The organism is Joostella sp. CR20 (assembly GCF_038433465.1).
Lineage (GTDB): Bacteria > Bacteroidota > Bacteroidia > Flavobacteriales > Flavobacteriaceae > Galbibacter.
In genome coordinates, this window is the sequence record NZ_JAESVF010000001.1 from 198,320 (window position 1) to 220,761 (window position 22,442).

General features: G+C 36.1%; 24 protein-coding genes. 10 read left to right on the forward strand and 14 right to left on the reverse strand.

All coding sequences use genetic code 11. The features are described from left to right. Nucleotides 1-48 precede the first annotated feature (48 nt). The 12 genes from JMA43_RS00940 to JMA43_RS00995 form a co-directional block, all read right to left on the reverse strand. Entirely contained in the window at nucleotides 49-639 is a 591-nt protein-coding gene (locus tag JMA43_RS00940; RefSeq protein WP_342154008.1) for a hypothetical protein, read from the reverse strand. Nucleotides 640-653: 14 nt separating this feature from the next. Then, nucleotides 654-1,448, reverse strand: a complete 795-nt coding sequence (locus tag JMA43_RS00945; protein ID WP_342154010.1) for a hypothetical protein — start codon at nucleotides 1,446-1,448, stop codon at nucleotides 654-656. Nucleotides 1,449-1,546: 98 nt separating this feature from the next. Continuing rightward, nucleotides 1,547-2,146 (reverse strand): nucleotidyltransferase family protein, encoded by a 600-nt coding sequence (locus tag JMA43_RS00950; RefSeq protein ID WP_342154012.1) that lies wholly within the window; start codon nucleotides 2,144-2,146, stop codon nucleotides 1,547-1,549. Then, nucleotides 2,139-3,164: an XdhC family protein gene (locus JMA43_RS00955; protein WP_342154014.1), complete on the reverse strand. Its 1,026-nt coding sequence runs from the start codon at nucleotides 3,162-3,164 to the stop codon at nucleotides 2,139-2,141. The genes JMA43_RS00950 and JMA43_RS00955 overlap by 8 nt, the downstream gene beginning before the upstream one ends. Next, nucleotides 3,164-4,351: a molybdopterin molybdotransferase MoeA gene (locus tag JMA43_RS00960; RefSeq protein ID WP_342154016.1), complete on the reverse strand. Its 1,188-nt coding sequence runs from the start codon at nucleotides 4,349-4,351 to the stop codon at nucleotides 3,164-3,166. Before JMA43_RS00960 ends, JMA43_RS00955 begins: the two co-directional genes overlap by 1 nt. A gap of 33 nt (nucleotides 4,352-4,384) precedes the next feature. Beyond that, nucleotides 4,385-5,173 carry a sulfite exporter TauE/SafE family protein gene (locus tag JMA43_RS00965; RefSeq protein WP_342154018.1) on the reverse strand — a complete coding sequence of 263 codons (789 nt, stop codon included), beginning with the start codon at nucleotides 5,171-5,173 and terminating at the stop codon, nucleotides 4,385-4,387. Beyond that, complete coding sequence (locus JMA43_RS00970; RefSeq protein WP_342154020.1) at nucleotides 5,157-6,227, reverse strand: HesA/MoeB/ThiF family protein; 1,071 nt, start codon at nucleotides 6,225-6,227, stop codon at nucleotides 5,157-5,159. Before JMA43_RS00970 ends, JMA43_RS00965 begins: the two co-directional genes overlap by 17 nt. A 1-nt stretch (nucleotide 6,228) precedes the next feature. Continuing rightward, on the reverse strand, nucleotides 6,229-6,825 hold the full coding sequence (locus JMA43_RS00975; RefSeq protein ID WP_342154022.1) for an NTP transferase domain-containing protein: 597 nt from the start codon (nucleotides 6,823-6,825) through the stop codon (nucleotides 6,229-6,231). Beyond that, nucleotides 6,809-7,279, reverse strand: a complete 471-nt coding sequence (moaC, locus tag JMA43_RS00980; RefSeq protein WP_342154024.1) for a cyclic pyranopterin monophosphate synthase MoaC — start codon at nucleotides 7,277-7,279, stop codon at nucleotides 6,809-6,811. The genes JMA43_RS00975 and moaC overlap by 17 nt, the downstream gene beginning before the upstream one ends. Before the next feature lie 318 nt (nucleotides 7,280-7,597). Continuing rightward, entirely contained in the window at nucleotides 7,598-8,581 is a 984-nt protein-coding gene (gene moaA / locus JMA43_RS00985; RefSeq protein WP_342154026.1) for a GTP 3',8-cyclase MoaA, read from the reverse strand. 11 nt (nucleotides 8,582-8,592) lie between these two features. Continuing rightward, nucleotides 8,593-8,832, reverse strand: a complete 240-nt coding sequence (gene moaD, locus JMA43_RS00990; RefSeq protein ID WP_342154028.1) for a molybdopterin converting factor subunit 1 — start codon at nucleotides 8,830-8,832, stop codon at nucleotides 8,593-8,595. A gap of 109 nt (nucleotides 8,833-8,941) precedes the next feature. Beyond that, nucleotides 8,942-9,721 (reverse strand): HAD-IIA family hydrolase, encoded by a 780-nt coding sequence (locus tag JMA43_RS00995; RefSeq protein ID WP_342154030.1) that lies wholly within the window; start codon nucleotides 9,719-9,721, stop codon nucleotides 8,942-8,944. Between the two features lie 175 nt (nucleotides 9,722-9,896). Between JMA43_RS00995 and JMA43_RS01000 the strand changes: the two genes are divergently transcribed. The 7 genes from JMA43_RS01000 (at nucleotide 9,897) to JMA43_RS01030 (ending at nucleotide 16,012) form a co-directional block, all read left to right on the forward strand. Next, nucleotides 9,897-10,232, forward strand: coding sequence for an arsenosugar biosynthesis-associated peroxidase-like protein (locus JMA43_RS01000; protein ID WP_342154031.1), 336 nt, complete (start codon nucleotides 9,897-9,899; stop codon nucleotides 10,230-10,232). Between the two features lie 72 nt (nucleotides 10,233-10,304). Next, the gene (gene arsS, locus JMA43_RS01005; protein WP_342154033.1) at nucleotides 10,305-11,360 is read left to right on the forward strand and encodes an arsenosugar biosynthesis radical SAM (seleno)protein ArsS; all 1,056 of its coding nucleotides are present in this window, start codon (nucleotides 10,305-10,307) and stop codon (nucleotides 11,358-11,360) included. A 10-nt stretch (nucleotides 11,361-11,370) separates the two neighbouring features. Then, a complete protein-coding gene (locus JMA43_RS01010) occupies nucleotides 11,371-11,976 on the forward strand; it encodes a TIGR04282 family arsenosugar biosynthesis glycosyltransferase (protein ID WP_342154035.1) in 606 nt (201 codons plus the stop codon). A 6-nt stretch (nucleotides 11,977-11,982) separates the two neighbouring features. After that, nucleotides 11,983-12,798 (forward strand): purine-nucleoside phosphorylase, encoded by an 816-nt coding sequence (locus JMA43_RS01015; protein ID WP_342154037.1) that lies wholly within the window; start codon nucleotides 11,983-11,985, stop codon nucleotides 12,796-12,798. Next, nucleotides 12,795-13,763 carry an arsenosugar biosynthesis arsenite methyltransferase ArsM gene (arsM, locus tag JMA43_RS01020; RefSeq protein WP_342154039.1) on the forward strand — a complete coding sequence of 323 codons (969 nt, stop codon included), beginning with the start codon at nucleotides 12,795-12,797 and terminating at the stop codon, nucleotides 13,761-13,763. The genes JMA43_RS01015 and arsM overlap by 4 nt, the downstream gene beginning before the upstream one ends. Nucleotides 13,764-14,203: 440 nt before the next feature. Continuing rightward, nucleotides 14,204-15,109 (forward strand): sterol desaturase family protein, encoded by a 906-nt coding sequence (locus tag JMA43_RS01025; protein ID WP_342154041.1) that lies wholly within the window; start codon nucleotides 14,204-14,206, stop codon nucleotides 15,107-15,109. A gap of 360 nt (nucleotides 15,110-15,469) precedes the next feature. Continuing rightward, nucleotides 15,470-16,012, forward strand: coding sequence for a ClpP family protease (locus JMA43_RS01030; protein WP_342154043.1), 543 nt, complete (start codon nucleotides 15,470-15,472; stop codon nucleotides 16,010-16,012). 54 nt (nucleotides 16,013-16,066) lie between these two features. Here the strand turns inward: JMA43_RS01030 and JMA43_RS01035 are convergent, their stop codons facing one another. Next, on the reverse strand, nucleotides 16,067-16,477 hold the full coding sequence (locus JMA43_RS01035) for a hypothetical protein (protein ID WP_342154045.1): 411 nt from the start codon (nucleotides 16,475-16,477) through the stop codon (nucleotides 16,067-16,069). A 263-nt stretch (nucleotides 16,478-16,740) separates the two neighbouring features. On the opposite strand from JMA43_RS01035, the gene JMA43_RS01040 reads away from it, so the two are divergent. After that, on the forward strand, nucleotides 16,741-18,369 hold the full coding sequence (locus tag JMA43_RS01040; protein WP_342154047.1) for a sulfatase family protein: 1,629 nt from the start codon (nucleotides 16,741-16,743) through the stop codon (nucleotides 18,367-18,369). Nucleotides 18,370-18,375: 6 nt separating this feature from the next. Here JMA43_RS01040 and JMA43_RS01045 read toward each other — a convergent pair whose 3' ends face one another. Continuing rightward, on the reverse strand, nucleotides 18,376-19,377 hold the full coding sequence (locus JMA43_RS01045) for a glycoside hydrolase family 113 (protein WP_342154049.1): 1,002 nt from the start codon (nucleotides 19,375-19,377) through the stop codon (nucleotides 18,376-18,378). Between the two features lie 123 nt (nucleotides 19,378-19,500). Here JMA43_RS01045 and JMA43_RS01050 point away from each other — a divergent pair, with 123 nt between their 5' ends. Together JMA43_RS01050 and JMA43_RS01055 are read left to right on the forward strand one after the other, a co-directional pair. Beyond that, nucleotides 19,501-20,796, forward strand: coding sequence for an NAD(P)/FAD-dependent oxidoreductase (locus tag JMA43_RS01050; RefSeq protein ID WP_342154051.1), 1,296 nt, complete (start codon nucleotides 19,501-19,503; stop codon nucleotides 20,794-20,796). Between the two features lie 9 nt (nucleotides 20,797-20,805). After that, the gene (locus JMA43_RS01055; RefSeq protein WP_342154053.1) at nucleotides 20,806-22,401 is read left to right on the forward strand and encodes a 4Fe-4S binding protein; all 1,596 of its coding nucleotides are present in this window, start codon (nucleotides 20,806-20,808) and stop codon (nucleotides 22,399-22,401) included. Nucleotides 22,402-22,442 lie beyond the last annotated feature (41 nt).

A 22,442-nucleotide genomic window follows, 5' to 3' on the forward strand; every position in this document is an offset into this window, starting at 1 on the left:
CCCTTCTTAATTATAATTTCATCTATGATGAATGTTAGTTCTTAAACCCTATTTTACCATGTATTTTTCTAGCGCCCCATCGCGACCAAAACTGTTTAATGAGTTCATGGCATCTTTCATTGAAATCGGGATAAACGTTATTTCTGTTTCAGCAATAAAACGAATTTCTCCAGCATCCATACGTGGTGCATCGGGTACAAAAATGCTATAAAAACCTTTTTCGAAGCTTGTTATAAACGCTATTCGGTAAAAATTATCTTCTTTTAAAAGAATCGATTTCCAATTATCATCGCTTTCTTGCACTGGCTTATCGCCCAACAAACGATATTTTAAAATTTGTAAACTCGGAAAGAACAAAAACAGCTTGTCTTCTACTTTTTGTCCCCAATCGTTCACTAATCCTTTTTGAACCAAATAACCACTTAAATAGCAAATAAAAACTAAAATTGCTATCGTAAAAATTGTTACCGTTGCGGCCCCAAATACCGAATGAATATGAAAAACTTCTACCAATTTACGCCCTAACGGCATTGCCAATTGTATTGCATGTGTAATTAACACTATGAATAACAACAGCGGAATTAAGAAGAAAATTCCTCCTAAAATTATAGCATTGGTAGATTTATTAAAAATCTTCATGTGTAATAAATCAATTACCCTTTAGGGAACATTAATGTTAACTGGGCTTTAATTCCCCAATCGGCTGTTCTTGCCCCTCCGTAGTGAATACGTGGCCCAACAACAAATGAGCATGGTTGCGTTCCTATATTAAAAACTTTAGAACCTTGAATCATCAACACCCCTCCATAAGGATTGTTATCATTCTCCCAATTAACATTCATTTCAGTATTCAATACAATTGCATATCCACCTGTGAAATTTTGAGATATAAATGGATTTATAAAAGTATTACTGAAGTTGTCTGCCCAAATATGGTTTACTAAAGCACCAACGGTTAATGATCCTTTTTGAGTAAGTGCAACTGCCGACGGACCAGCTCCAAACTCTCCTACTCCCAACAACTCATGTGTTGAAGTTGGAATTAAAACTGCAGGTCCAACCCCCCAGATAATTCCACTAGCGGTAGGTGCTTTTGGCGAGAAAAAACCAGTAGCCACAACATCTCCCAAACCAAACTGACTTCCAGAATTTCCAGCAATGTCATTTTGAGATATTACAGGAATAATCGTTCTTGTAATTAAATTCCAATCATCGCTGATACTAACAGGAATTACTGGCTGAATGTTTAATGTCATTTTACTCCCGTCTGCAGGACCAACACCAAAGTCAAAATTAAACTGAAATGGCAAACTAATTAAATCCGCTACAGGGTTTTGAAGTTTCTTTGCAAGTTCATCTTCTTGAGATAATGTTTGATCTTGCGCCGTTACCACAGTAGCCATTAATAAAAACGCTACCATGAAACCAAATTTAAATCTAGATTTCATAAAAAGTTATTTTTTTAAGTTAGATAGGTTTCTCGAGGGGAAGAATTTCAAAAGCAAAGATATAATAATTTAATTGTAAAGAATGCAACCTATATTAATTATCTGTAATCATCAAACTTCAATTTATAGGCTTTTTTATACATTTCTACCGTATCTACGTCCATAACAACAGCGTTTCCATCAACTGTTTTAACATCTTCAAGGTTAGATTTTATTATTTTTTTAGCCCCAACATCTCCTTTTAAATTTTTTAAATCATTAAAATATTCCGAAGAAAAAACAGCTGGAACGCCTATATTTTCATGAAACTTTGACGCAATTATTTTTTCTGCTGAAGTTTGAAAACACAACAACAATTCGTTTATGTATTCAGTAGAAACAAAAGGTTGGTCGGCAAGCATTATCAACACCGCATCAAAACTTTTGTTTGCTAATTGAGAGATTCCAAAAGCAAGAGAACTCCCAATTCCCAATTTCCAATTTTTATGAAAAAGCACCGTAGCATTTATTGCAATTTGTTGCTGAATTTCATCGGCATGCGCTCCTAAAACTACAAAAGTCTCTACGGAAGTAGAAGCGTTTGCCGTGGCAATAGCATGCTCCAACAAGGTTAAATCTCCCCAAGGTAAAAGTTGCTTGGGAGTTCCCATTCTTGAAGATGCGCCAGCGCTCAATATTAAAATTGCAATATTATTCATCTGCGTGTATTCGTCCTTCTTTATTTTTTAAATGCATCACCTCAGCACCATGTTCTACCGCAAGAATTTCAGCAATAATCGAAACTGCAATTTCCTGTGGAGTTTCAGCACCGATATGAATTCCTGCGGGTGCAAACACACGTTCAAAAAAAGCATCGTCTAAGGTTGGCATGTACTCTAACAACTGCTGAAACAACTTTTCCCGACGACGGGCTGGGCCCAAAATTCCAAGATATTTTAATGGTAAATGTGCTATTTTCAATAAAAACTGTAAGTCTTTTGAGAAGCTATGCGTCATTAATACTACCGCTGTTTCTTTATCGATAAGTTCTGGGTTAAACGTATACGGACTAACATTTTCTAATTGCTTGGCACCTGGAAAATTCGTCAATGTTTTTGGATCGTCTTCAGGAGCAACAATCACAACCTCCCAACCATTCAAAGAAGCTAGTGCACATAATTGTACGGCATCGTGTTCGGCACCAATTAGAATTAATTTTAAAGAGGGTTTTAATTGCTGTGTAAAGGTTTCTACTTCCGTAGAAGTTGTTACTTTTTTATTTTCAGCTAAAGAAAAACTAGTGCCATCCAAAAATGCTACTTGCGAACCAAAAGACGCATCTTCCACAACCTCTTTTTTAAACGCAGAAGTAATCGAAAAAACCACTCTCTCGGCAATTGTTTGCTCAAAAGATTTGATAAAATTCGCGCTAAGTTGCAGTGGTTCAATTAAAATATGTAAAATTCCTTCGCAACCCAATCGGTAGCGACCATCGTAGGTCATCACTTTTGGAATTTGCGTTTTAAACACGGTTTCACTTTGCCGTAATACTTCCTTCTCTACACATCCACCACTTACGGCGCCCGTCATTTTTCCATCTTCTCGAATTAACATCCGAACGCCTGGTTTTCTGTACGACGAGCCATCGAGGGCAACCACCGTAGCCAAAACAGTTTTTTGTCCTTTTTGGGTTGCTTTTATATGGCTTTCTACAATTTGTTTAAACTCGTGCGTCATTATCTTGTTGCTATAAATGGTACTGTTTCGCCTTTTTGAAATGTTTCTTTTGTTGGAGCAATTATCACAAATCCATCTGTAAATGCTAAACTCATTAAATCTCCAGAGCCGTTCTCTTTTACAGGAAACGCTATTAATTCCCCATCGATATTTTCAACTTTCACACGTACAAATAGTGTTAACGAAGTGGTATTGGAAAATGCTTCTCCCAGTTTTACATGTTCTTTTTTTGCTGAAATATTTAAAGACTGTTGTAACCAATTTTTAAAATACAGATGATAACTCACAAAAGTTGAAACTGGATTTCCAGGAAATGAAAAAATAGTGGTTTTGGTTTCGTGATGAACGCCAAACCAAAAAGGTTTTCCAGGACGTTGTTTCACCCGATGAAACACTTTTTCTACTTCCAAATTTTCAAAAGCCTGCGGAATAAAATCAAACTTCCCTTTAGAAACGCCACCACTAAGAATTAATACATCGTTGGTATGGAGCAAATCTTTAAGCGAACTTTCAATTTCTTCTAAATTATCGTTTAAATGTACATGTTGCGGATGAATTTGTTCATTCAGCAAAAGCGCATGCAACGAATGCATATTTGAATTTCGAATTTGGTGTGGTGCTGGTGTTTCGTGTGGCGCCACCAATTCGTCCCCTGTAGAAATCAAAGTTACTTTTGGCAACTTCTTTACGAGTACCTCAACTTTTCCTACAGCTGCTAAAATCCCAACTTCAGAAGCCGTAATCAAAGTGTCTTTTTTCACAACCACCGCACCTTTTTTAACGTCGCTTCCTTTATAATGAATGTTTTGTCCTTTTTTGGCAGTGTTCGTGATTTTTGCAATGCCATTTTCCACAACAATCTCCTCATACATCACTACGGTATCTGCATTTTTTGGAAGCACAGCACCCGTCATGATTTCTACACAATTACTTTTTTCTTGTAAAACTGCTTGCGGAGTTCCTGCCGACACAATTCCTTCAATTTTAAATGAATTTGTTTGCGACAGCCCTTCCGAATTTATCGCAATTCCGTCTTTAGTAGCTCTGTCGAAAGGCGGAAAATCTCTGTCAGCATAAATATCTTCAGCTAAAACACGACCTAAACTTTTGGTAAAAAGCACGGTTTCATTTCCGAAGGAAAGCGTATGCTCCAATACTTTTTTATATGCTTCTTCAAATGCTATCATTGTATTCATTTAAACATTCATCAATTTCTAAAATTAAAATATTGAGATTCCGAGTCCGTTTTTTAAAAGCACTCGAAACCCAACAATAAAAACTAGTAAAGCGGTAAGCAACTTTATACTTTTTCCGCTTAATTTATTTAAACTGATACGAATTCCTATTTGTCCGCCAATAAAAACAGCCAATAAAAGCACCAATCCTTCTTTCCACGGAAACTCAAACATTTGATTGGAAACTAAACCTGTAACGCCAGAAATCGAATTCACCAAAATAAAGAAACTTGCCAAAGCGGCAATTTTAATAGACGAATCCCATCGCATATGATTTAAAATTGGTGCCAGAAAAATACCTCCTCCAATACCTACCAAACCCGATAAAAACCCGATACTTGCGCCTAACAAATAAGTAACCCAAATAGGATATTTTTTTGGGGTGAGTCGAGTTTTTTGCTTTTGTTCTTTTAAACTTTGTGTGACTAAAAGAATAGCAGAAATCATTAAAGCGACTCCTAAAATGATAAAAAACACATATTCTTTAAGCCGAAAAGACGCTCCAATAAATGCTAACGGAATACTTGTCGCAACAAACGGAATAAACTTTTTCACATCGAAATGTCCGTTTTTATAATACAAATACGTACTTCCAGAAACGACCACCAAATTACAAACCAACGCCACCGAACGGATGACAAAAAAGCTTGCAAAAAACAAGGTCAATAACGCCAAATAGCTACTTCCGCCACCAAAACCTACCGACGAATATAACAATGCGATGATAAAAAAACTAAGCGCTAAAACACCAAGCGACTCAATGGCTAACTGCATATTTTAAGTAATTATTTATACCACCTTCCAACTCGTAAAAAGTGGTGTTTATTGTATCTTTTAATTGATGATACGCCTTTGTACTACGAACGCCCGACTGACAAACTAAATACACTGGTTGCGAACTATCGATTTCCGAAATTCTGGTTGTGAGTTCTTGTAAAGGAATGTTTTTTGCTTCTTCAAAATGAAAATCTGAAAATTCTAAAGGCGTACGCACATCGATAATTTGTATGTTCTTTTGCTGAAGTAAACTCGAAAATACATCCGCAGAAATACTAAAATCTGTATCGCAAGAAATAGTTTCATAACTAGTTTCTAAAGCTGTTCTTTTTAGATTTTCTTTAACTGCCTCAAAGTTTATTTTTTGATATTGTTGAGACAACCCGTCAAAAATAAGCAAGGTTCCAGCAAGCGGTTTTCCAATTCCTGTGAGTACTTTTACTGCTTCCAAAGCTTGTAAATTCCCGATAATTCCAGGTATCACTCCCAATACTCCATTTTCATTACAATCGGGCATTTCTCCTTTGCCTGGCATTGTGGGAAATAAACATCTATACGTTGGTCCGCCTTTGTAATTAAACACACTCACCTGCCCTTCAAACTCATGCAAAGCACCGTAAACAAAAGGTTTTTGTAGCATCACACAAGCATCGTTTATTAAATAGCGTGTCGGGAAATTGTCTGTTGCATCAACTACAAGGTCGTATTTCTCGATAATTTCTAGTGCATTTCCTGGTGTTAAAAATGTTGCATACGTGTGCAGTACTGTCTCCGAATTTTGAGCGACTAACTTCTGTCTTGCAACTTCCAATTTTGGTAAGCCAACCTCAGCTTCGCTGTACAAAACTTGACGCTGTAAGTTGGATAAATCTATGGTGTCGTTCTCTACAATTCCGAGTACGCCAACTCCCATGGCATTTAAATATTGCAAAACGGGCACACCCAAACCACCTGCACCAACCACAAGCACCTTTGCTGTTTTCAGTTTTTGCTGAGCTTCAGCTCCAAAACTTTTCAATATCGTTTGGCGTATGTATCTTTTTGTATTCAATTTACTCTCTTTCTTTAATTTTCTGTCTTGCTACGACAACTTCACTTTGCTCATTTACATTCCATAAATCTTCACAATTTGGCAGCAAAACTTTTTCTACATCTTCATTTTGCAGAAATTTACTTGGCGAATAGGTATTGTTTTCAGCAATAAAAGTCTTCACTTTTTCCAAACCATGTGGCTCCCAAATAGCACAAAGTGGTTCGATATTTTTTTCTTCGGAAAGAAATACCGTTGCTACTTTTTCTTTATTCCGCTTACTTTTTAAATATGCAAGCGTTGAAACATTTAACAAAGGTAAATCGCACGCAACAACCAACCACGCTACGTTTTTATTGTAATGATGTGCACTTAAAATTCCGTTTATAGGTCCTTTGTAAGTATCTTCATCAACAATTAAACTGGAGGTTGTAGTAAACTCTTTTTGCTGATTTTCCCGAATACTAATATATGCCGAATCGCAAATTTCCAACAACATTTTAAACACATATTCTCGCTGTGGAAGCTCATGATATGCTAGCAAACCCTTATCGATTCCCATTCGCAAACTTTGTCCGCCTGCCAAAACTAAACCGTATAATTTATCTGCTAAAATCACTTTTTCCTCCCGACTTATTTTCTAACTGAATATTGCTAATTTTTATATCGTGCGATAAGGCTTTACACATATCGTAAATGGTTAAAGCGCTTACCGAAACTCCTGTTAGCGCCTCCATCTCAACCCCAGTTCGTTCGGTACATTTTACCGTACACTTAATTTGTAAACTGTTTTCTTTTGGCTGAATATCGATACTTATTTTTGAAAGCGCCAATTGATGGCACAGCGGAATCAAATCGGCTGTTTTTTTGACTGCTTGAATTCCAGCAATTACTGCCGTATGGATGACACTTCCTTTTTTATTTGAAAACTGACTTTCTTTTAATACTGAAAAAACTTCCGTCGGAAAAATAACATCTCCTGAAGCTATTGCCACACGCTCGGTTACTGCCTTTGCAGACACATCGACCATGGAAGCTTCTCCGTTTTCATCTATATGTGATAATTTACTCATTCGTTTTTTTATTAAGTAGCTAGTATAGAGAAGTTAGTAATGAGACTTCTCGCTGTGCTCGAAGTGACTCTGCAAAACCTCGACTCCGCTCGGTTTGACAGCATTACATCATCTACTTCTAGTTTTAAATCCTTAAATCTTTCAATTATTTAATCTTTAAATCTCTTTTACTAAAAAATGTGACTTCTCGCTATGCTCGAAGCGACTCTGCAAAACCTCGACTCCGCTCGGTTTGACAGCATTACATCATCTACTTCTAGTCTTCAATCATTCAATCTTTAAATCTTTCAATCCTAAAATCGTACTTCTAACTTAAGCTTACCCTCCAATAGAAGTCATCGAATTATTAAAAACACCTTTGTATTTTTCTTGCTCTTCAAAACCAGTTTTAGAGCGCGTTCCGATAACTGCTTGAATATGTTGTTGTATTTCTGTTTCTGTTTGTGCTGTTCGCAATAAAGTTCTGATATTCATTCGTGGTTTTCCGTACAAACAGGTTATTACATCGCCCGTTGCAGAAATTCGCAAGCGGTTACAACTTCCACAAAACGTACGTGAAAAAGAAGGAATCAATCCAAAAGTTCCTTTATATCCTTCAATTTTATAGTTAATAGAAGTCGAAGTTGCTTCGGAATTTAATTTTTCAATATTTTGATAATGCTCTGCAATGTAATTGTAAATGGCTTTGTAGTTCCATTGAATGGTTTGAAAACTTTTTGTTCCGCCATTAAAAGGCATTTCTTCTAAAAAGCGAACCGAAACTTCATAATGTTTGGTAAACTCGAGTAACGGAAGTATTTCTTGTACATTTTGCCCATCAAGCACAATACAATTTATCCGAACATTAAACCCTTCAGCAATTAATTGTATAAGATTATTGTAAACTGTTTCATACTGATTTCGTCTTGTAATTTTTTCAAAAGTATCTTTATGAATTGCATCCAAACTCACATTGATATTTTTAACGCCGAGTGCTTTTAACTCAGGAATAAACGGCCCGATAAGGGTTGCGTTTGTAGTTACCGAAATATCTTCCAATCCTTCTAATATGGCTAAATGCCGAATTAACGTCATGATATCTTTTCGCACAAAAGGCTCTCCTCCCGTTAATCGTATTTTAGAAATTCCTTGCGCAACCATAATTCTACTCAAACGGCATAACTCTACCATAGAAAACAAATCGGTGCGCTTTGCAAAATCGATTCCCTCCTCGGGCATACAATAATTGCAACGCAAATTGCAACGGTCGGTTACCGCCAATCTCAAATAATTTATAACTCTATGATGGTTGTCTATCAGCATAAAAACAGTTGTTAACCTCCACTCACAGGCGGAATTAACGCAATTTCGTCGTCTATCGTAATTTTATCTTCTGGTTTTGCATACTTGCTATTTACAGCAATTGCCAAAGAAGAAAGCTTGTTTAACTGCGGATATTTTTCAGCTAAAAAACTTTTCAACTGCGCTACCGTCTGTATTTTTTCATCCGTAGCAATATACAAAGTATCGCTCCCAACAATCTCTCTTGTGATACCAAAAAGTAATACATTCATTCGTTTTAATTTTCTTCGGAAAACATTACGTCAAGGTAAGCAAAAACATACAACTTACAGCATGTATAAACTCAATTTAACAGCTTTGAAATCGCAAAAAATGGAATTTTTACTGAAGCGCCAAGGCTTTTTCCAAGTCTAATTCGGCTAGTGAATTGATAATCATGTCTGGTTTGAAGGCATAATTAACCAAGTCTGCTTCTTTCGAAACTCCCGAAAGTGTTAAAATTGTGGTGTATCCCAATTGCACGCCACCAAGAATATCGGTATCCATAGTATCGCCAATAATAATGGTTTCTCTAGCTTCCAAACCTAAATATTTTCTTGCAGAACGCATCATTACAGGGCTCGGCTTTCCTACTGAAAAAGCTTTCTTTCCAGTTGCTTCTTCTATCATGGCAACAATAGCTTTGATTCCTAAGTTAGACCATCCCTTTTTCATAGGCGACGGGTCTAAGTTCGTAGCAATAAGTTTTGCTCCAGAAAGAATCATATCTACCGCATTGTTTACCATTTCTAAAGTAAAATTTCTTCCTTCTCCTACAACTACAAAATCTGGATTTTGATTTACCAAAGTATAGCCATGTTGATGCAAACTGGTAATCAAACCACCTTCACCCAAAACATAAGCCGTTCCAGTTGGATTCATAAAAGATAAAAAATAGGCAGTTGCCATAGCACTTGTGTACACATTTTCTTCTTTTATTTTGATACCCATTCGAGCCACTTTGTTTACCGTATCGAGAGGTGTACGTTGGCTGTTATTGGTCATAAACAAAAACGGAATTCCTTCTTTTTGCAAGGTTTTTATAAACTTATCTGCTCCAGGAATTAATGTGTCGTTTCCGTAGATAACACCGTCCATATCGATTAAAAATCCTTTTTTCATGTAATCGTTCTATTTATTTCTTATACTTTTACTTATTAAGCGAGCATTTAAAATTGCTCTACTCATTTGCTCGATGCAACTAAATTACGATATAAAAATTTTTTCTGTAAGAAATAACTACAAAAACGTCAATTATCACATAAAACATAATAATACAGTATAAACTTTAACAAAAATGGAAAAAACATATTACAACCCAGCAGATTTAAAAAAGTTCTCAAAGATTACGGAATGGAGTGAAGAACTAGGTACTAAATTTTTTGATTACTACGGAAAGGTTTTCGAAGAAGGAGCGCTCACCGCCAGAGAAAAATCGCTTATCGCTTTGGCAGTAGCACATGTTTTAAAATGCCCTTATTGTATAGATGCTTACACAAAAGACGGTTTACAACGAGGCATTACAAAAGAAGAAATGATGGAAGCTGTACATGCTGGCGCTGCTATCGAAAGTGGTGCTACATTGGTACACGGCGTACAAATGATGAACAAGTACGAAAAACTTTCTATGTAAGTAAACCTTAATTTTTCGAACAAAACACTATTGCTTTGAATATGAAAAAATAAGCGTGAAAATAATTAATTTATGGCCATACAGTCGTTACACAAACGTGCAAATGAACTTGCGCAAACCAACAAACAATTAGAAATACTCTCCAACGGGATTTTTGCCAATGGAGAACTCCCAACCTTTAAAAGTAAACTTTCGCAAAGCGGATTGCCACAATTAAAATCCAAACCCCTTGAAATTTTACAAATAAATGTTGGCTATATGTGTAACCAAGTATGCTCGCATTGCCATGTTGACGCTGGTCCAGACCGAAAGGAAATTATGACGCGAGAAACTATGCAACAGTGTTTGGATGTTATAAAAACTACCGGAGCGCACACGCTCGACCTTACTGGTGGAGCCCCAGAAATGAATCCGAATTTTAGATGGTTTGTTGAGGAGGCTTCAAAAGTTGGTATCAAAGATTTTATTGTACGTAGTAACCTCACTATCATTGAAGCAAATAAAAAATACCACGATTTACCCGAATTTTTTAAAAAACACAATGTTCATGTAGTGTCGTCTATGCCACATTGGACACAAGGTAAAACCGATAAACAACGTGGCGATGGTGTTTTTAGCAAGTCTATCGAAGCCCTTAAAAAGTTAAATGCTGTGGGCTACGGTATGCCCGATAGCGATTTAAAACTAGACCTTGTTTACAATCCTTCGGGGGCTTTCCTTCCATCCGACCAAGCAGCCATGGAGAAAGACTTTAAAAAGGCATTGTTGAATGATTTTGGCATTCAGTTTCACCATTTATTTGCTATTACCAATCTTCCAATTTCTCGCTTTTTGGAATACCTCATTGCATCCGAAAACTACGAAGATTATATGTACAGTTTGGTCGAAGCTTTTAACCCTTCCGCAGTAGCAAATGTAATGTGTACCAACACCATTTCGGTAAGTTGGGACGGTTGGCTTTACGACTGTGATTTCAACCAAATGCTCAATCTAAAAGTCAACAGCAAGGCAAAACACATTAGCCAATATAACGAACAAGAATTAACTCACAGAGACATTGTAGTATCACAACATTGCTACGGTTGCACTGCTGGTGCAGGAAGTAGTTGCCAAGGAACCGTTGCTTAATTTTTGATGAATGAACAACACAAATGTTTTACTCATTTTTACACGAAACCCAGAACTGGGTAAGGTAAAAACAAGACTCGCAAAAACAATAGGAGATGAAAAAGCACTCTCGATTTATAAATTTCTTTTGACGCATACCGCAAATGTCACTCAAAAAAGTAGCGCTAAAAAAGTAGTATATTATTCTGAAAATATTACTGCGGACGACAATTGGAATCCTGCCCATTTTGAAAAAAAATTACAGCAAGGGAACGACTTAGGCGAACGGATGCAACACGCCTTCGAAGAAAGTTTTGCATCGGGAGCATGCAATGTTATCATCATCGGGAGCGATTTGTACGACCTTACCGAAAAACATATAGAAAAAGCTTTTTCAAAACTCGAAAAACACGATGTAGTAATTGGCCCTGCCGAAGATGGAGGCTATTACTTACTCGGACTTAAAAAGGTAGATCCCGAAATTTTTCAGCAAAAAAATTGGGGAACAGATACGGTTTTAAGAGATACTTTAGAGAATTTAAAAAACCTTGACGTAGCTTTGTTAACCCCTCTAAACGATGTAGATGTATTCGAAGATATTAAAACACATCCTGCGTTTCAAAAATTTTTAAAATAAAAAATTATGACTAAAAAAGAATTACAAGAAACCGCCGAATACCTAAAAAGTAAGGGATTTGAGAACCCTGAAGTAGGTATTGTTTTAGGTACTGGATTAGGAAAATTAGTAGACGAAATAAAGAATCCAATTGTAGCACATTACAACCATATTCCCTTTTTTCCACTGGCAACAGTTGAGTTTCATTCAGGAAAGCTTATTTATGGTGAAATCGAAGGAAAAAAAGTAGTCGTAATGCAAGGTCGTTTTCATTTATACGAAGGTTACGATTTAGTGGATGTTACCTACCCTATCCGCGCGATGAGAGAACTCGGCATAAAAAAATTACTTATTTCTAACGCTGCGGGCTCTATCAATTTAGATCTTAAAAAAGGTGACTTAATGCTTATTGAAGACCATATCAACCTTCAAGGAGGTTCTCCACTTGCGTTTAAAGATGTTGGTCAATTTGGTGAGCGTTTTGTAGATATGAGCGAGCCGTACGATTTAGAAATGCGAAAAACGATTACTGAGGTTGCAGACCAAAAAAATATTCCACTTCAAAAAGGAGTTTATGTTTCAGTGGTTGGACCTCAACTCGAAACAAAAGCAGAATATCGTTACTTAAAACTTATCGGTGCCGATGCTGTTGGAATGAGTACCGTTCCTGAAGTTATCGTTGCTAACCATTTAAATTTACCTGTAGCAGCAATTTCGGTAATTACAGATGAAGGAGACCCAGATAATTTAGAGCCTGTAGACATCCAAGAAATCATAAGAATTGCTGGTGAAGCCGAGCCAAAAATGATTACGCTATTTAAAGAACTTATCAAAACCATATGAGTTACCTAGAAACTACCAAAAACGTGTACAAAGATGCAGCGCTCACCCCAGATGTTGGTTTGTGTTGCACCACCAATCCTATTTGGGAATTGCCAGGGCTTAAAATCCCGAAAATAATGCAAGAAATGAACTACGGTTGCGGAAGCACTGTGCATCCTCGAGATTTGGTAAACAACCCTAAAATACTTTATGTTGGTGTTGGTGGCGGGATGGAACTTTTGCAATTTGCCTATTTTTCTCGTCAAGAAAATGGTGTTATTGGAGTTGATGTTGTAGATGAAATGTTGGAAGCTTCTCGTAAAAATTTCAAAGAAGCCGAAACGCAAAACAGTTGGTTCCAAAGCAATTTTGTCGATTTAAAAAAAGGCGACGCATTACACCTTCCTGTGGAAGATAACAGCATCGATGTAGCTGCGCAAAATTGTCTCTTTAATATTTTTAAAACTGAAGAATTAAAAAAGGCTATTTCTGAAATGTATCGCGTATTGAAGCCACACGGTCGCCTTGTAATGAGCGACCCTACTTGTGAACAACCAATGAGCGACGAGCTTCGAAACGACGATAAACTGAGAGCACTTTGCCTAAGTGGAAGCCTTCCGATAAAGGAATATGTAAAAATGCTTACCGACGCAGGTTTTGGAACTATCGAAATTAGAGCCCGCAAACCATACCGAATTTTGGACCCTGTGCATTATAACACAAACGAGTTAATTTATATTGAATCGATTGAAGTAGCAGCCATAAAAGACCCAATGCCAAAAGACGGACCTTGTGTTTTTACAGGAAAAGCTGCTATTTATTTCGGAGAAGAAGATTATTTTGACGATAAAAACGGACATGTGTTACTGCAAAACCAACCTTTAGCTGTATGTGACAAAACTGCGAATGCCTTGAAAAATTTAAATAGAAGTGATATTTTTATTTCTGAATCTACGTGGCATTACGACGGTGGCGGATGCTGCTAAAAAATAAGGAATTATAGTTGTACTGAAAGTCATTTCGAACAAAGTGAGAAATCACACGCTATTAAATTGTTTAATTGTTGAAGCGGTTAATTGTTAAAATAAATAAACTGTCATAGAAAAAACAAAAGCTGTTTATACAAAGTAGTTTGTTATTCGAAAAGTCATTTCGAACGCAGCGAGAAATCACATCCTATTGAATTGTTTAATTGTTGAAGTGGTTAATTGTTAAGATAAATAAACTATCACAGAAAAAACAAAAGCTGTTTGAAAAAGTAGTTTGTTACGCGAAAAGTCATTTCGAACGCAGTGAGAAATCACATAACGAATAAATTACGACATTTTACGTTGTCTAGGATTTAGACCTACAAGGTTTTTGAAACCTTGTAGGTCTATACAGGAGTCGAACAGTCAGAAATCGCATGAAAAATAAATAAGTAGAATTGGAAAAATATTTAGACATCATAAAAAATTCGTATTCAGGGTATTTTAATTACCTCGTCTACGAAATCACCAATTTCCATTGGGAGAATTATTTTTATGGGCTACTTATTATTTCTTTAACCGTTTGGGGACTTGAAATTTTATTTCCGTGGCGAAAAAATCAGAAAATATTTCGAAAAGATTTTTGGCTAGATACCTTTTATCTATTCTTTAATTTTTTCTTGCTGAATTTAATTGCGCTCATTGCACTTTCTAATACAGCAGCAACAATTTTCAACGATTTATTAAGTGTATTTGGACTTTCACTTTCAAGCTTTCAACTTTTTGATGCATCGCAACTTCCTTGGTATGTGGGGTTATTCATCTTTTTTGTTGTAGCCGATTTTATTCAGTGGGGAACACATATTTTATTGCACCGTGTGCCATTCCTTTGGAACTTTCATAAAACACATCATTCAGTAAAAGAAATGGGGTTTGCAGCACACTTTCGCTACCACTGGATGGAGCCCGTTGTGTACAAATCGATATTGTACATCCCTATTGCTATTATTGGTGGCTTTGAGATTGAAGCAGTTGCTATTGTTCATTTTTTTAATATTACCATTGGGCACCTTAATCATGCTAATATTGGTTGGGATTATGGTCCTTTTAAATACATCTTGAACAATCCTAAAATGCACATTTGGCATCATAGTAAAGAAATGCCAAACAAATATGGGGTTAACTTCGGAATTACACTCAGTGTATGGGATTATCTTTTTAAAACCAATTACATTCCGTACAGCGGTAGAGACATTGAATTAGGGTTTGATGATGAAGATACTTTTCCGAAGAAATTTATAAATCAGGAATTATACCCTTGGAGTTCCAAAGAAAATTCAGAAAACAAAAAAGAATTATCTTAACTTGAAAAAGATATTTTTAATATGAAACCTAAAACTGACCTATTGAAAAAGTTTTGAAAATCAAGGAAGCAGAAAAGGATAAAAGATAAAAAGCTGTTTGAACGAAGTGAGTTCTTTTTATCTGTGGAGGATGGTTCCGTAGATTTTCTGATACTTTTTTAATCAGTCTTGACTTTTTTGTTTCGTTTTTGTGTCAAGACAAAAATGAAAAAATATTTAATATCATTGACACCTATCAGTTATACAATTAAGATGCTTCATTTTAATTTGAACTGAGACTGTATTAACAAAATAACACATATAAATCTCACTTGGTGAGTAAATCGAAATAAGTATATTTGAACTATAAACAATAAAATTATGGCTAGTAATAAAATTCAAGATAAAATAGATGCCGCTCTTTTAGAAGAAAGAAAAGTGTTTCTTTGGGGGCAAGTTGATGATAAATCGGCGAAACATGTTATTGATAGATTATTGTATTTAGACGCAATTAGCAATGAAGAAATTAAACTGATTATTAACAGCCCTGGAGGTTATGTTACTTCTGGTTTTGCTATTCACGACACGATGAAATCGTTAAAAAGTCCGGTTTCAACTATTTGTACTGGTTTGGCGGCTTCTATGGGGTCTATTTTACTTTCAGCTGGAGAAAAAGGAAGACGTTTTGTTTATCCCTACGCCCGCGTGATGATTCATCAGCCTAGTGGTGGTGCTAGAGGGCAAGCTTCGAATATTGAAATTCAGGCAAAAGAAATTATTAAAACTAAAGAAATTGGCGCACAAATTTTGGCTGATAACTGCGGACAACCTTTCGACAAAATCATGAAAGATTTTAACCGTGATTATTGGATGGATGCCCAAGAATCTTTAACATACGGAATTGTTGATGGGATTTTAGAATAGATTTCCTTTCACATAAATTATTCGTAAGCCGACTTTTACAGAAGTCGGCTTTTTTTATTCTGTATTTTTGAATTCCGCTATTGCAACATTAACTTTATTTCCAAAACCAACATCAACAAAATTAAAAGCATCTGTGTGTTGGCTATAAAAATCATTTAATTCTTTAGACTTTAATAAGATTTGTAATTTTAAATCTTCTTCATTTTGTTCCAAAGCGTCATAATACAAAATTCTAGACAAGGTGTGTATTGACTCTAGATGCTCTCCATTTTTTCTTTCAAAAAATTTAATAACATCTTCTAATGTCATCTCTTTAAAAAAATCAAAATCTCCTCCAAGAAGCGCATATGCATATTTCAATTCTTCATCACCTGATGATGTAGAAGTTTCTACATTATTTTTAAGTTTTTGTAAAGCTTCAAATAAAGCATTCAAATATCTAATTAAGTAATCCTTCTCGAGCATAACATTTAAAATTTATAAGGATCAATTATGCACACTTATGTACTAACCAAAAAGTCCATTTTTAAAATGCTCCCAATCTGAAAAAATTAAAAACGCTATCATAAATGAAGTTATTATTACAATAATTAGGGTAAGTAAATCTTTCTTTGTCATATACAAAACTTTAACTCACTCTAAAAATACACAAAATAACTTTTAACTTCACAAGTATTCGAATTATTTTAGTTTTCATATCTTGTTGCTTTAATCATTCAATAAACACCATGTTTTTAAAAAATCTCCTATGCTGTACGTGTATTTTAATGTTTTTTTCATGTAAAAATGAAGCAACAAAAAATCCTTCAGCAATCCAACAAAAACGTCCGAATATTATTTTTATAATGTCCGACGACCACGCTTACCAAGCAATTAGCGCTTATTCAAACAAACTTATCGAAACTCCCAATATCGACCGAATTGCTAAAAACGGAATGCTGTTTAAAAATGCTTCGGTTACCAATTCTATTTGCGCACCTTCACGGGCGGTTATTTTAACAGGAAAACATAGCCATATCAACGGAAAAGTCGACAATCATTTTCCTTTCGATACAACCAATGTTACGTTTCCGCAAATATTTCAAAAAGCAGGTTATCAAACTGCCATGTTCGGCAAGCTACACTTCGGAAACAACCCAAAAGGAGTGGACGATTTTGCAATTCTTCCTGGACAAGGCAGCTATATCAATCCAGATTTCATCACCAAAAAAGGAGACACTACCATTACGGGCTATGTGACCGATATTATTACCGATTACACTGTAAATTGGTTGGATAAAAAACGTGATAAAGAAAAGCCTTTTATGCTGATGTATTTACATAAAGCTCCACACAGACCATGGTGGCCAAGTCCTGAAAAGTTTGCTGAATTTTCTAAAAAAACTTTCCCTGAACCTGAAACACTTTTTGACGATTATGAAAATCGAGGGACAGCAGCAAAAACTGCAGAAATGAATTTACTTTACCATTTACGTTACGGGCACGATAGTAAAATACGTCCAGAAACATTAGCCGAAATGGGGAATGTACTGCCCGAAATCGAAAATGTACCTGGTGGTTTCACCTATCCTTATAGCCGAATGAATACCGAACAAAAAGCACTATATGACCCAACTATTGATGCTATCAACGCTGATTTCAAACAGCATTGGCAAAATATGACAGATGAAGAAAAAATGAAGTGGAAGTACCAACGCTATATGCAAGATTATTTAGGAACCATCTCTTCTGTAGACGATAATGTTGGCCGGTTACTAGATTATTTAGAAGCCAATAACCTTACTGAAAATACAATTATTGTTTACACTTCCGATCAAGGTTTTTATTTGGGTGAACACGGTTGGTTTGACAAAAGGTTTATCTACGACGAATCGTTTAAAACTCCACTGATGATAAGTTGGCCAGGAGTTATTAAACCAGGAACTGAAAACAATAATATGGTTCAAAATTTAGACTTTGCTCCTACTTTTTTAGATGCTGCTGGTATTAAAATTCCAAAAGATATGCAAGGCGAAAGTATGTTGCCACTTCTAAAAGGTGAAAATAGTAAATGGACGCGTGAGGCTGCTTACTACCACTATTACGAATACCCATCGGTGCACATGGTGAAAAGACATTACGGCATTGTAACGCAAGCCTACAAACTTATACACTTTTATTACGATATAGATGAATGGGAACTTTACGACAGAATTAAAGATCCAAAAGAATTAAACAATGTTTACAATGACCCAGCGTACCAAAATATTGTAGCCGAGCTTAAAATAAAACTCGAAAACTTACGTATAAAATATAAAGATTCTGCTGCGCTAGACCAACGTTATATCGATAAATACTTAGAGAAAGGAACAAAATAACAATCCTTATTCAGTATAATACTTTTTTACAACATCCAAAGCCGGTTTATTTTGAACAGTAAACCGGTTATCTTTTTCGCCTCCTGCATTTTCATTGGGAAACCATTTCCACAAAAATCCGCCTGCAAACCAAGGCTCGTCCCAAAAGGTTTCGTACAAAGCCGTTAATGCAATTTGCTGTGCTTTTAAATTTGCCTGCTCATCTGTACGATGATGCTCCCAAGGTGCCTTGGCAACGTAGTCTATACTTCGGTAGCCGTATTCTGTAAATAAAATTGGTTTATTTACTTGTTCAGACAGTTGTTCCATTTCTTCTTTAAAAGGTTTCCAACTCTTTTTTAAAGTAGACGCACTTGGTGTTTTTTCTTCTGAAAGTGGAAAATAAGCGTCAATTCCTATAAAATCTAAATCTTTCCAAAACGGAATCGTTTGATAAACATCCCAATTTTCAGCATACGTTAATTTCCCAGCATACACTTTTCGAACTTCAGCAATTAATTTTTTAAAAAAATCTGGGCGATTTACAGCAAAATTGTTCAGCTCGGTTCCCAAACAAAATATAGGAATATTTAATTCCGATGCCACTTCAGCAAAATATAAAACAAAGGCTTTATACGAAGTTTCAAAAGCTTGCCAGTTTTCCTCGGTTGTCATTGCGATATCACCCGTAAAAACACCATGACTCACCCAAAGTTGAGGCTTCAGCATTACTTCAATCCCCAAAGAATCGAACACCTTTTTATTTTGGGCAATCCCTTCTTTACGCTCACCAAACCATTGCCTTTCACTATTAAACATTATTTCAGGGTGGTCGAGCTCCTTGATAAATCCAAAAGGCATCAAGGCAACACTGTTTGTGTTAATTTGCTTTACTGCCAAAGCTTGTCGTTGGGTAATAGCATCTCGAGTGGCAACGAAGCTAACTCCATTTATTTTTCGCTGTTTTGGTGTTTCTTCTTTGCAACTATTCAGCAATAAAAAAAACAATAAAAAGGGTAAAATTCTCATATCGAATTAAAGGTTTTGGCTACTGAAAAATAGTCATTATTCAATTTAAAATCTTTCTAAATTAAATTCAGCAATTAAGTTCTTATCTTGTAATACGACCTAGATTTTATACCAAGAAAATATATGAAACATATTGCAATTATCGGGAATGGTATTGCTGGAATTACAACGGCAAGGCATATTAGAAAATTAAGTGATTATAAAATTACCGTGATTTCTGCGGAAAGTAAATACTTTTTTTCGAGAACAGCCTTGATGTATGTTTACATGGGGCATATGAAGTTTGAACATACGCAACCCTACGAAAATTGGTTTTGGGAGAAAAACAACATCGATTTAAAAGAAGGATTTGTAACTACAATAAATACTGCTGAAAAGAAACTTATTTTTGCTGATGAATCTACCCTTACATACGACGATTTGATAATTGCTACTGGCTCAAAACCTAACAAGTTTGGATGGCCAGGACAAGATTTAGAAGGTGTTCAAGGACTCTATTCTAAACAAGATTTAGAACTTTTAGAAGTGAATGCGCCCAACAACAAAGTTTGTAAAAGAGCAGTTATTGTTGGTGGCGGACTTATTGGAGTCGAACTAGCAGAAATGTTACACACCCGAAAAATTCCAGTTACATTTTTAGTACGCGATAAAGATTTTTGGGGAAGTGTACTCCCAACTGGCGATGCGAATTTGATAAGTCGGCACGTAAAATCGCACCACGTAGATTTACGCTTGGAAACCGAACTAAAAGAAATTATTGGAGATGAAAACGGACGTGTAAAATCGGTTATAACATCGAGTGGCGAAGAGATTTTGTGCGATATGGTTGGACTTACCGCTGGGGTTTCTCCTGCTATCGATTTTATAAAAAATAGCGAAATTGATACTGGAAAAGGTGTAAAAGTCAATAAATACCTCGAAACCAACATCCCAAACATTTATGCCATTGGCGATTGTGCCGAACAACTGGAACCTACTGGACTCCGCAAACCTGTGGAAGCCGTTTGGTACACAGGGCGCATGATGGGCGAAGTTGTTGCACAGACTATCTGCGGAAATAAAACTGCCTACAACCCAGGGATTTGGTTTAATTCGGCTAAGTTTTTTGATATTGAATATCAAACTTACGGATGGGTTTGGGCAAAACCAAAGGAGTACGAAGCACATTTTTCGTGGGAACATCCAAACGGAGAAAAACGCATCACTTTTGCATACCACAAAACTACCAATGCTATTTTAGGCGTGAATACTTTCGGAATTAGGTTGGATCATCAAACCTTTGACAAATGGATTTCCGAAGAAAAAAATATCGATTTTGTAGTCTCGAATTTAGAAGAAGCTAATTTCGATCCAGAGTTTTTCCGCTCTCATTTCAAAGCCATCAAAAAGGCATTTCAACATCAATTACAACTTGCTTAAAAAACACATATGAATACAGTACAACGAAACATGTCCTTATCGGGAGAACCGCCCGTAGCGCTTAATTTTATTCAGAAGTTATCGGTTATAATCGGGATGTTCGGATTGGGTATTTTAACACTTGCCATTTTCAATGTCAACTTCCCCAACAAAACACTTTGGCTTTCCATCTCGCTAACTTCCATGATTTTTGGTGTCTCCTTGTTTTCTTATGGTGCTTACCAACACAAACACAGCGGTATTAAAAATGACGCCGTTTGGTTTAAATCGATTTCCTCTAGAGGATTTTTAGCATGGCTCTTAGGAATTATATTGACTGGTTTTTACATTGTCTTGTACTTTTACCCGCAATTTCTTGGCTTAAGAAGTGAAGGTGGAAATGTTGGTCTTATCGGGTTGTTCGACCCTTTAAGTGAACTTTTAAGCGGAAATCCTGCGAGTCAATGGTTTGTGTACGGAACACTTTACACCATTGCTATTTTGGCTTTCGGAATAAAATTTCTTTGGAAATATCGTCACAACCGCTACGAAGTATTGCGCACCTGTAGCGTAATGTTTTTTCAGTTGGCATTTGCTTTTATCATTCCAGAACTGATGGCGCGTTTAAACAATTCCGAAGCATATAATATTCCGTATTACGATTTAAAAAACATCTGGCCATTAAGCTATTACAACTTCGACCAATACCGAGTTGATGGCTTTATAAGTTCTGGCGACATAGGTATTGCTTTACTTTTATTCGGAATTGCTTCCATCCTTGTTATCACCCCAATTTTAACATATTTCTACGGAAAACGTTGGTACTGTTCTTGGGTATGTGGCTGTGGCGGATTGGCTGAAACTTCTGGTGATGCCTTCAGACAATTATCAGACAAAAGTTTAAAAGCATGGAAAATCGAACGCTGGCTCGTACACACTGTGTTGGTGTTTTCTGTATTGATGACAGTTGCCGTAGTTCACAGTTACCTCAACTACGACGCAAGTAAATATTGGCTTAACAAAGATGTTTTTCTGCTGAGTGTTGCTGTATTTTTAAGTGCATTATTTGCGGTGATTTGGATTTTCAAAAAAGACGAATTACAAAAAGATGCACGCTATGGTGCTATCGGCTTTATCTCGATGATTATCGGACTCATCGGGATTCATTATTTCAGCGGAAGTAATATTTTTATTTTCAATCCAGAAACACTTCGAAAAACATATTCATTTTTAATCGGCTCTATTTTTTCTGGAGTCATCGGAACAGGGTTCTATCCTATTTTAGGAAGCCGTGTTTGGTGCCGATTTGGATGCCCGATGGCCGCAATTTTAGGTTTACAACAACGCTTATTTTCAAAATTTAGAATTACCACCAATGGCGGACAATGTATTTCCTGCGGAAATTGTTCTACCTATTGCGAAATGGGAATCGATGTGCGTGCATACGCTCAAAAAGGTGAAAACATTGTAAGAGCTTCGTGTGTGGGTTGCGGAATTTGCTCTGCGGTTTGCCCAAGAGGCGTTCTAAAACTAGAAAATAAAACGCCAAAAGGACGTATTAATAGCGATGCTGTTTTACTTGGAAACGATGTAGATTTACTCGACTTAATTAAACAAAACAAATAATACCTTTAATCGCTTTTCAACTCCAGATTAGATAGTATTTT

Coding starts and splice junctions, on each gene's coding strand:
- moaD (WP_342154028.1), bottom strand. CDS start 8,832: ATGAATGTATTACTTTTTGGTATCACAAGAGAGATTGTTGGGAGCGAT.
- JMA43_RS01000 (WP_342154031.1), top strand. CDS start 9,897: ATGGAAAAAACATATTACAACCCAGCAGATTTAAAAAAGTTCTCAAAG.
- JMA43_RS01050 (WP_342154051.1), top strand. CDS start 19,501: ATGAAACATATTGCAATTATCGGGAATGGTATTGCTGGAATTACAACG.
- JMA43_RS01040 (WP_342154047.1), top strand. CDS start 16,741: ATGTTTTTAAAAAATCTCCTATGCTGTACGTGTATTTTAATGTTTTTT.
- arsM (WP_342154039.1), top strand. CDS start 12,795: ATGAGTTACCTAGAAACTACCAAAAACGTGTACAAAGATGCAGCGCTC.
- JMA43_RS00995 (WP_342154030.1), bottom strand. CDS start 9,721: ATGAAAAAAGGATTTTTAATCGATATGGACGGTGTTATCTACGGAAAC.
- JMA43_RS00950 (WP_342154012.1), bottom strand. CDS start 2,146: ATGAATAATATTGCAATTTTAATATTGAGCGCTGGCGCATCTTCAAGA.
- JMA43_RS00955 (WP_342154014.1), bottom strand. CDS start 3,164: ATGACGCACGAGTTTAAACAAATTGTAGAAAGCCATATAAAAGCAACC.
- JMA43_RS01035 (WP_342154045.1), bottom strand. CDS start 16,477: ATGCTCGAGAAGGATTACTTAATTAGATATTTGAATGCTTTATTTGAA.
- JMA43_RS01015 (WP_342154037.1), top strand. CDS start 11,983: ATGACTAAAAAAGAATTACAAGAAACCGCCGAATACCTAAAAAGTAAG.
- JMA43_RS01010 (WP_342154035.1), top strand. CDS start 11,371: ATGAACAACACAAATGTTTTACTCATTTTTACACGAAACCCAGAACTG.
- JMA43_RS00945 (WP_342154010.1), bottom strand. CDS start 1,448: ATGAAATCTAGATTTAAATTTGGTTTCATGGTAGCGTTTTTATTAATG.
- moaC (WP_342154024.1), bottom strand. CDS start 7,279: ATGAGTAAATTATCACATATAGATGAAAACGGAGAAGCTTCCATGGTC.
- JMA43_RS01045 (WP_342154049.1), bottom strand. CDS start 19,377: ATGAGAATTTTACCCTTTTTATTGTTTTTTTTATTGCTGAATAGTTGC.
- JMA43_RS00965 (WP_342154018.1), bottom strand. CDS start 5,173: ATGCAGTTAGCCATTGAGTCGCTTGGTGTTTTAGCGCTTAGTTTTTTT.
- JMA43_RS00940 (WP_342154008.1), bottom strand. CDS start 639: ATGAAGATTTTTAATAAATCTACCAATGCTATAATTTTAGGAGGAATT.
- arsS (WP_342154033.1), top strand. CDS start 10,305: ATGGCCATACAGTCGTTACACAAACGTGCAAATGAACTTGCGCAAACC.
- moaA (WP_342154026.1), bottom strand. CDS start 8,581: ATGCTGATAGACAACCATCATAGAGTTATAAATTATTTGAGATTGGCG.
- JMA43_RS01030 (WP_342154043.1), top strand. CDS start 15,470: ATGGCTAGTAATAAAATTCAAGATAAAATAGATGCCGCTCTTTTAGAA.
- JMA43_RS00960 (WP_342154016.1), bottom strand. CDS start 4,351: ATGATAGCATTTGAAGAAGCATATAAAAAAGTATTGGAGCATACGCTT.
- JMA43_RS01055 (WP_342154053.1), top strand. CDS start 20,806: ATGAATACAGTACAACGAAACATGTCCTTATCGGGAGAACCGCCCGTA.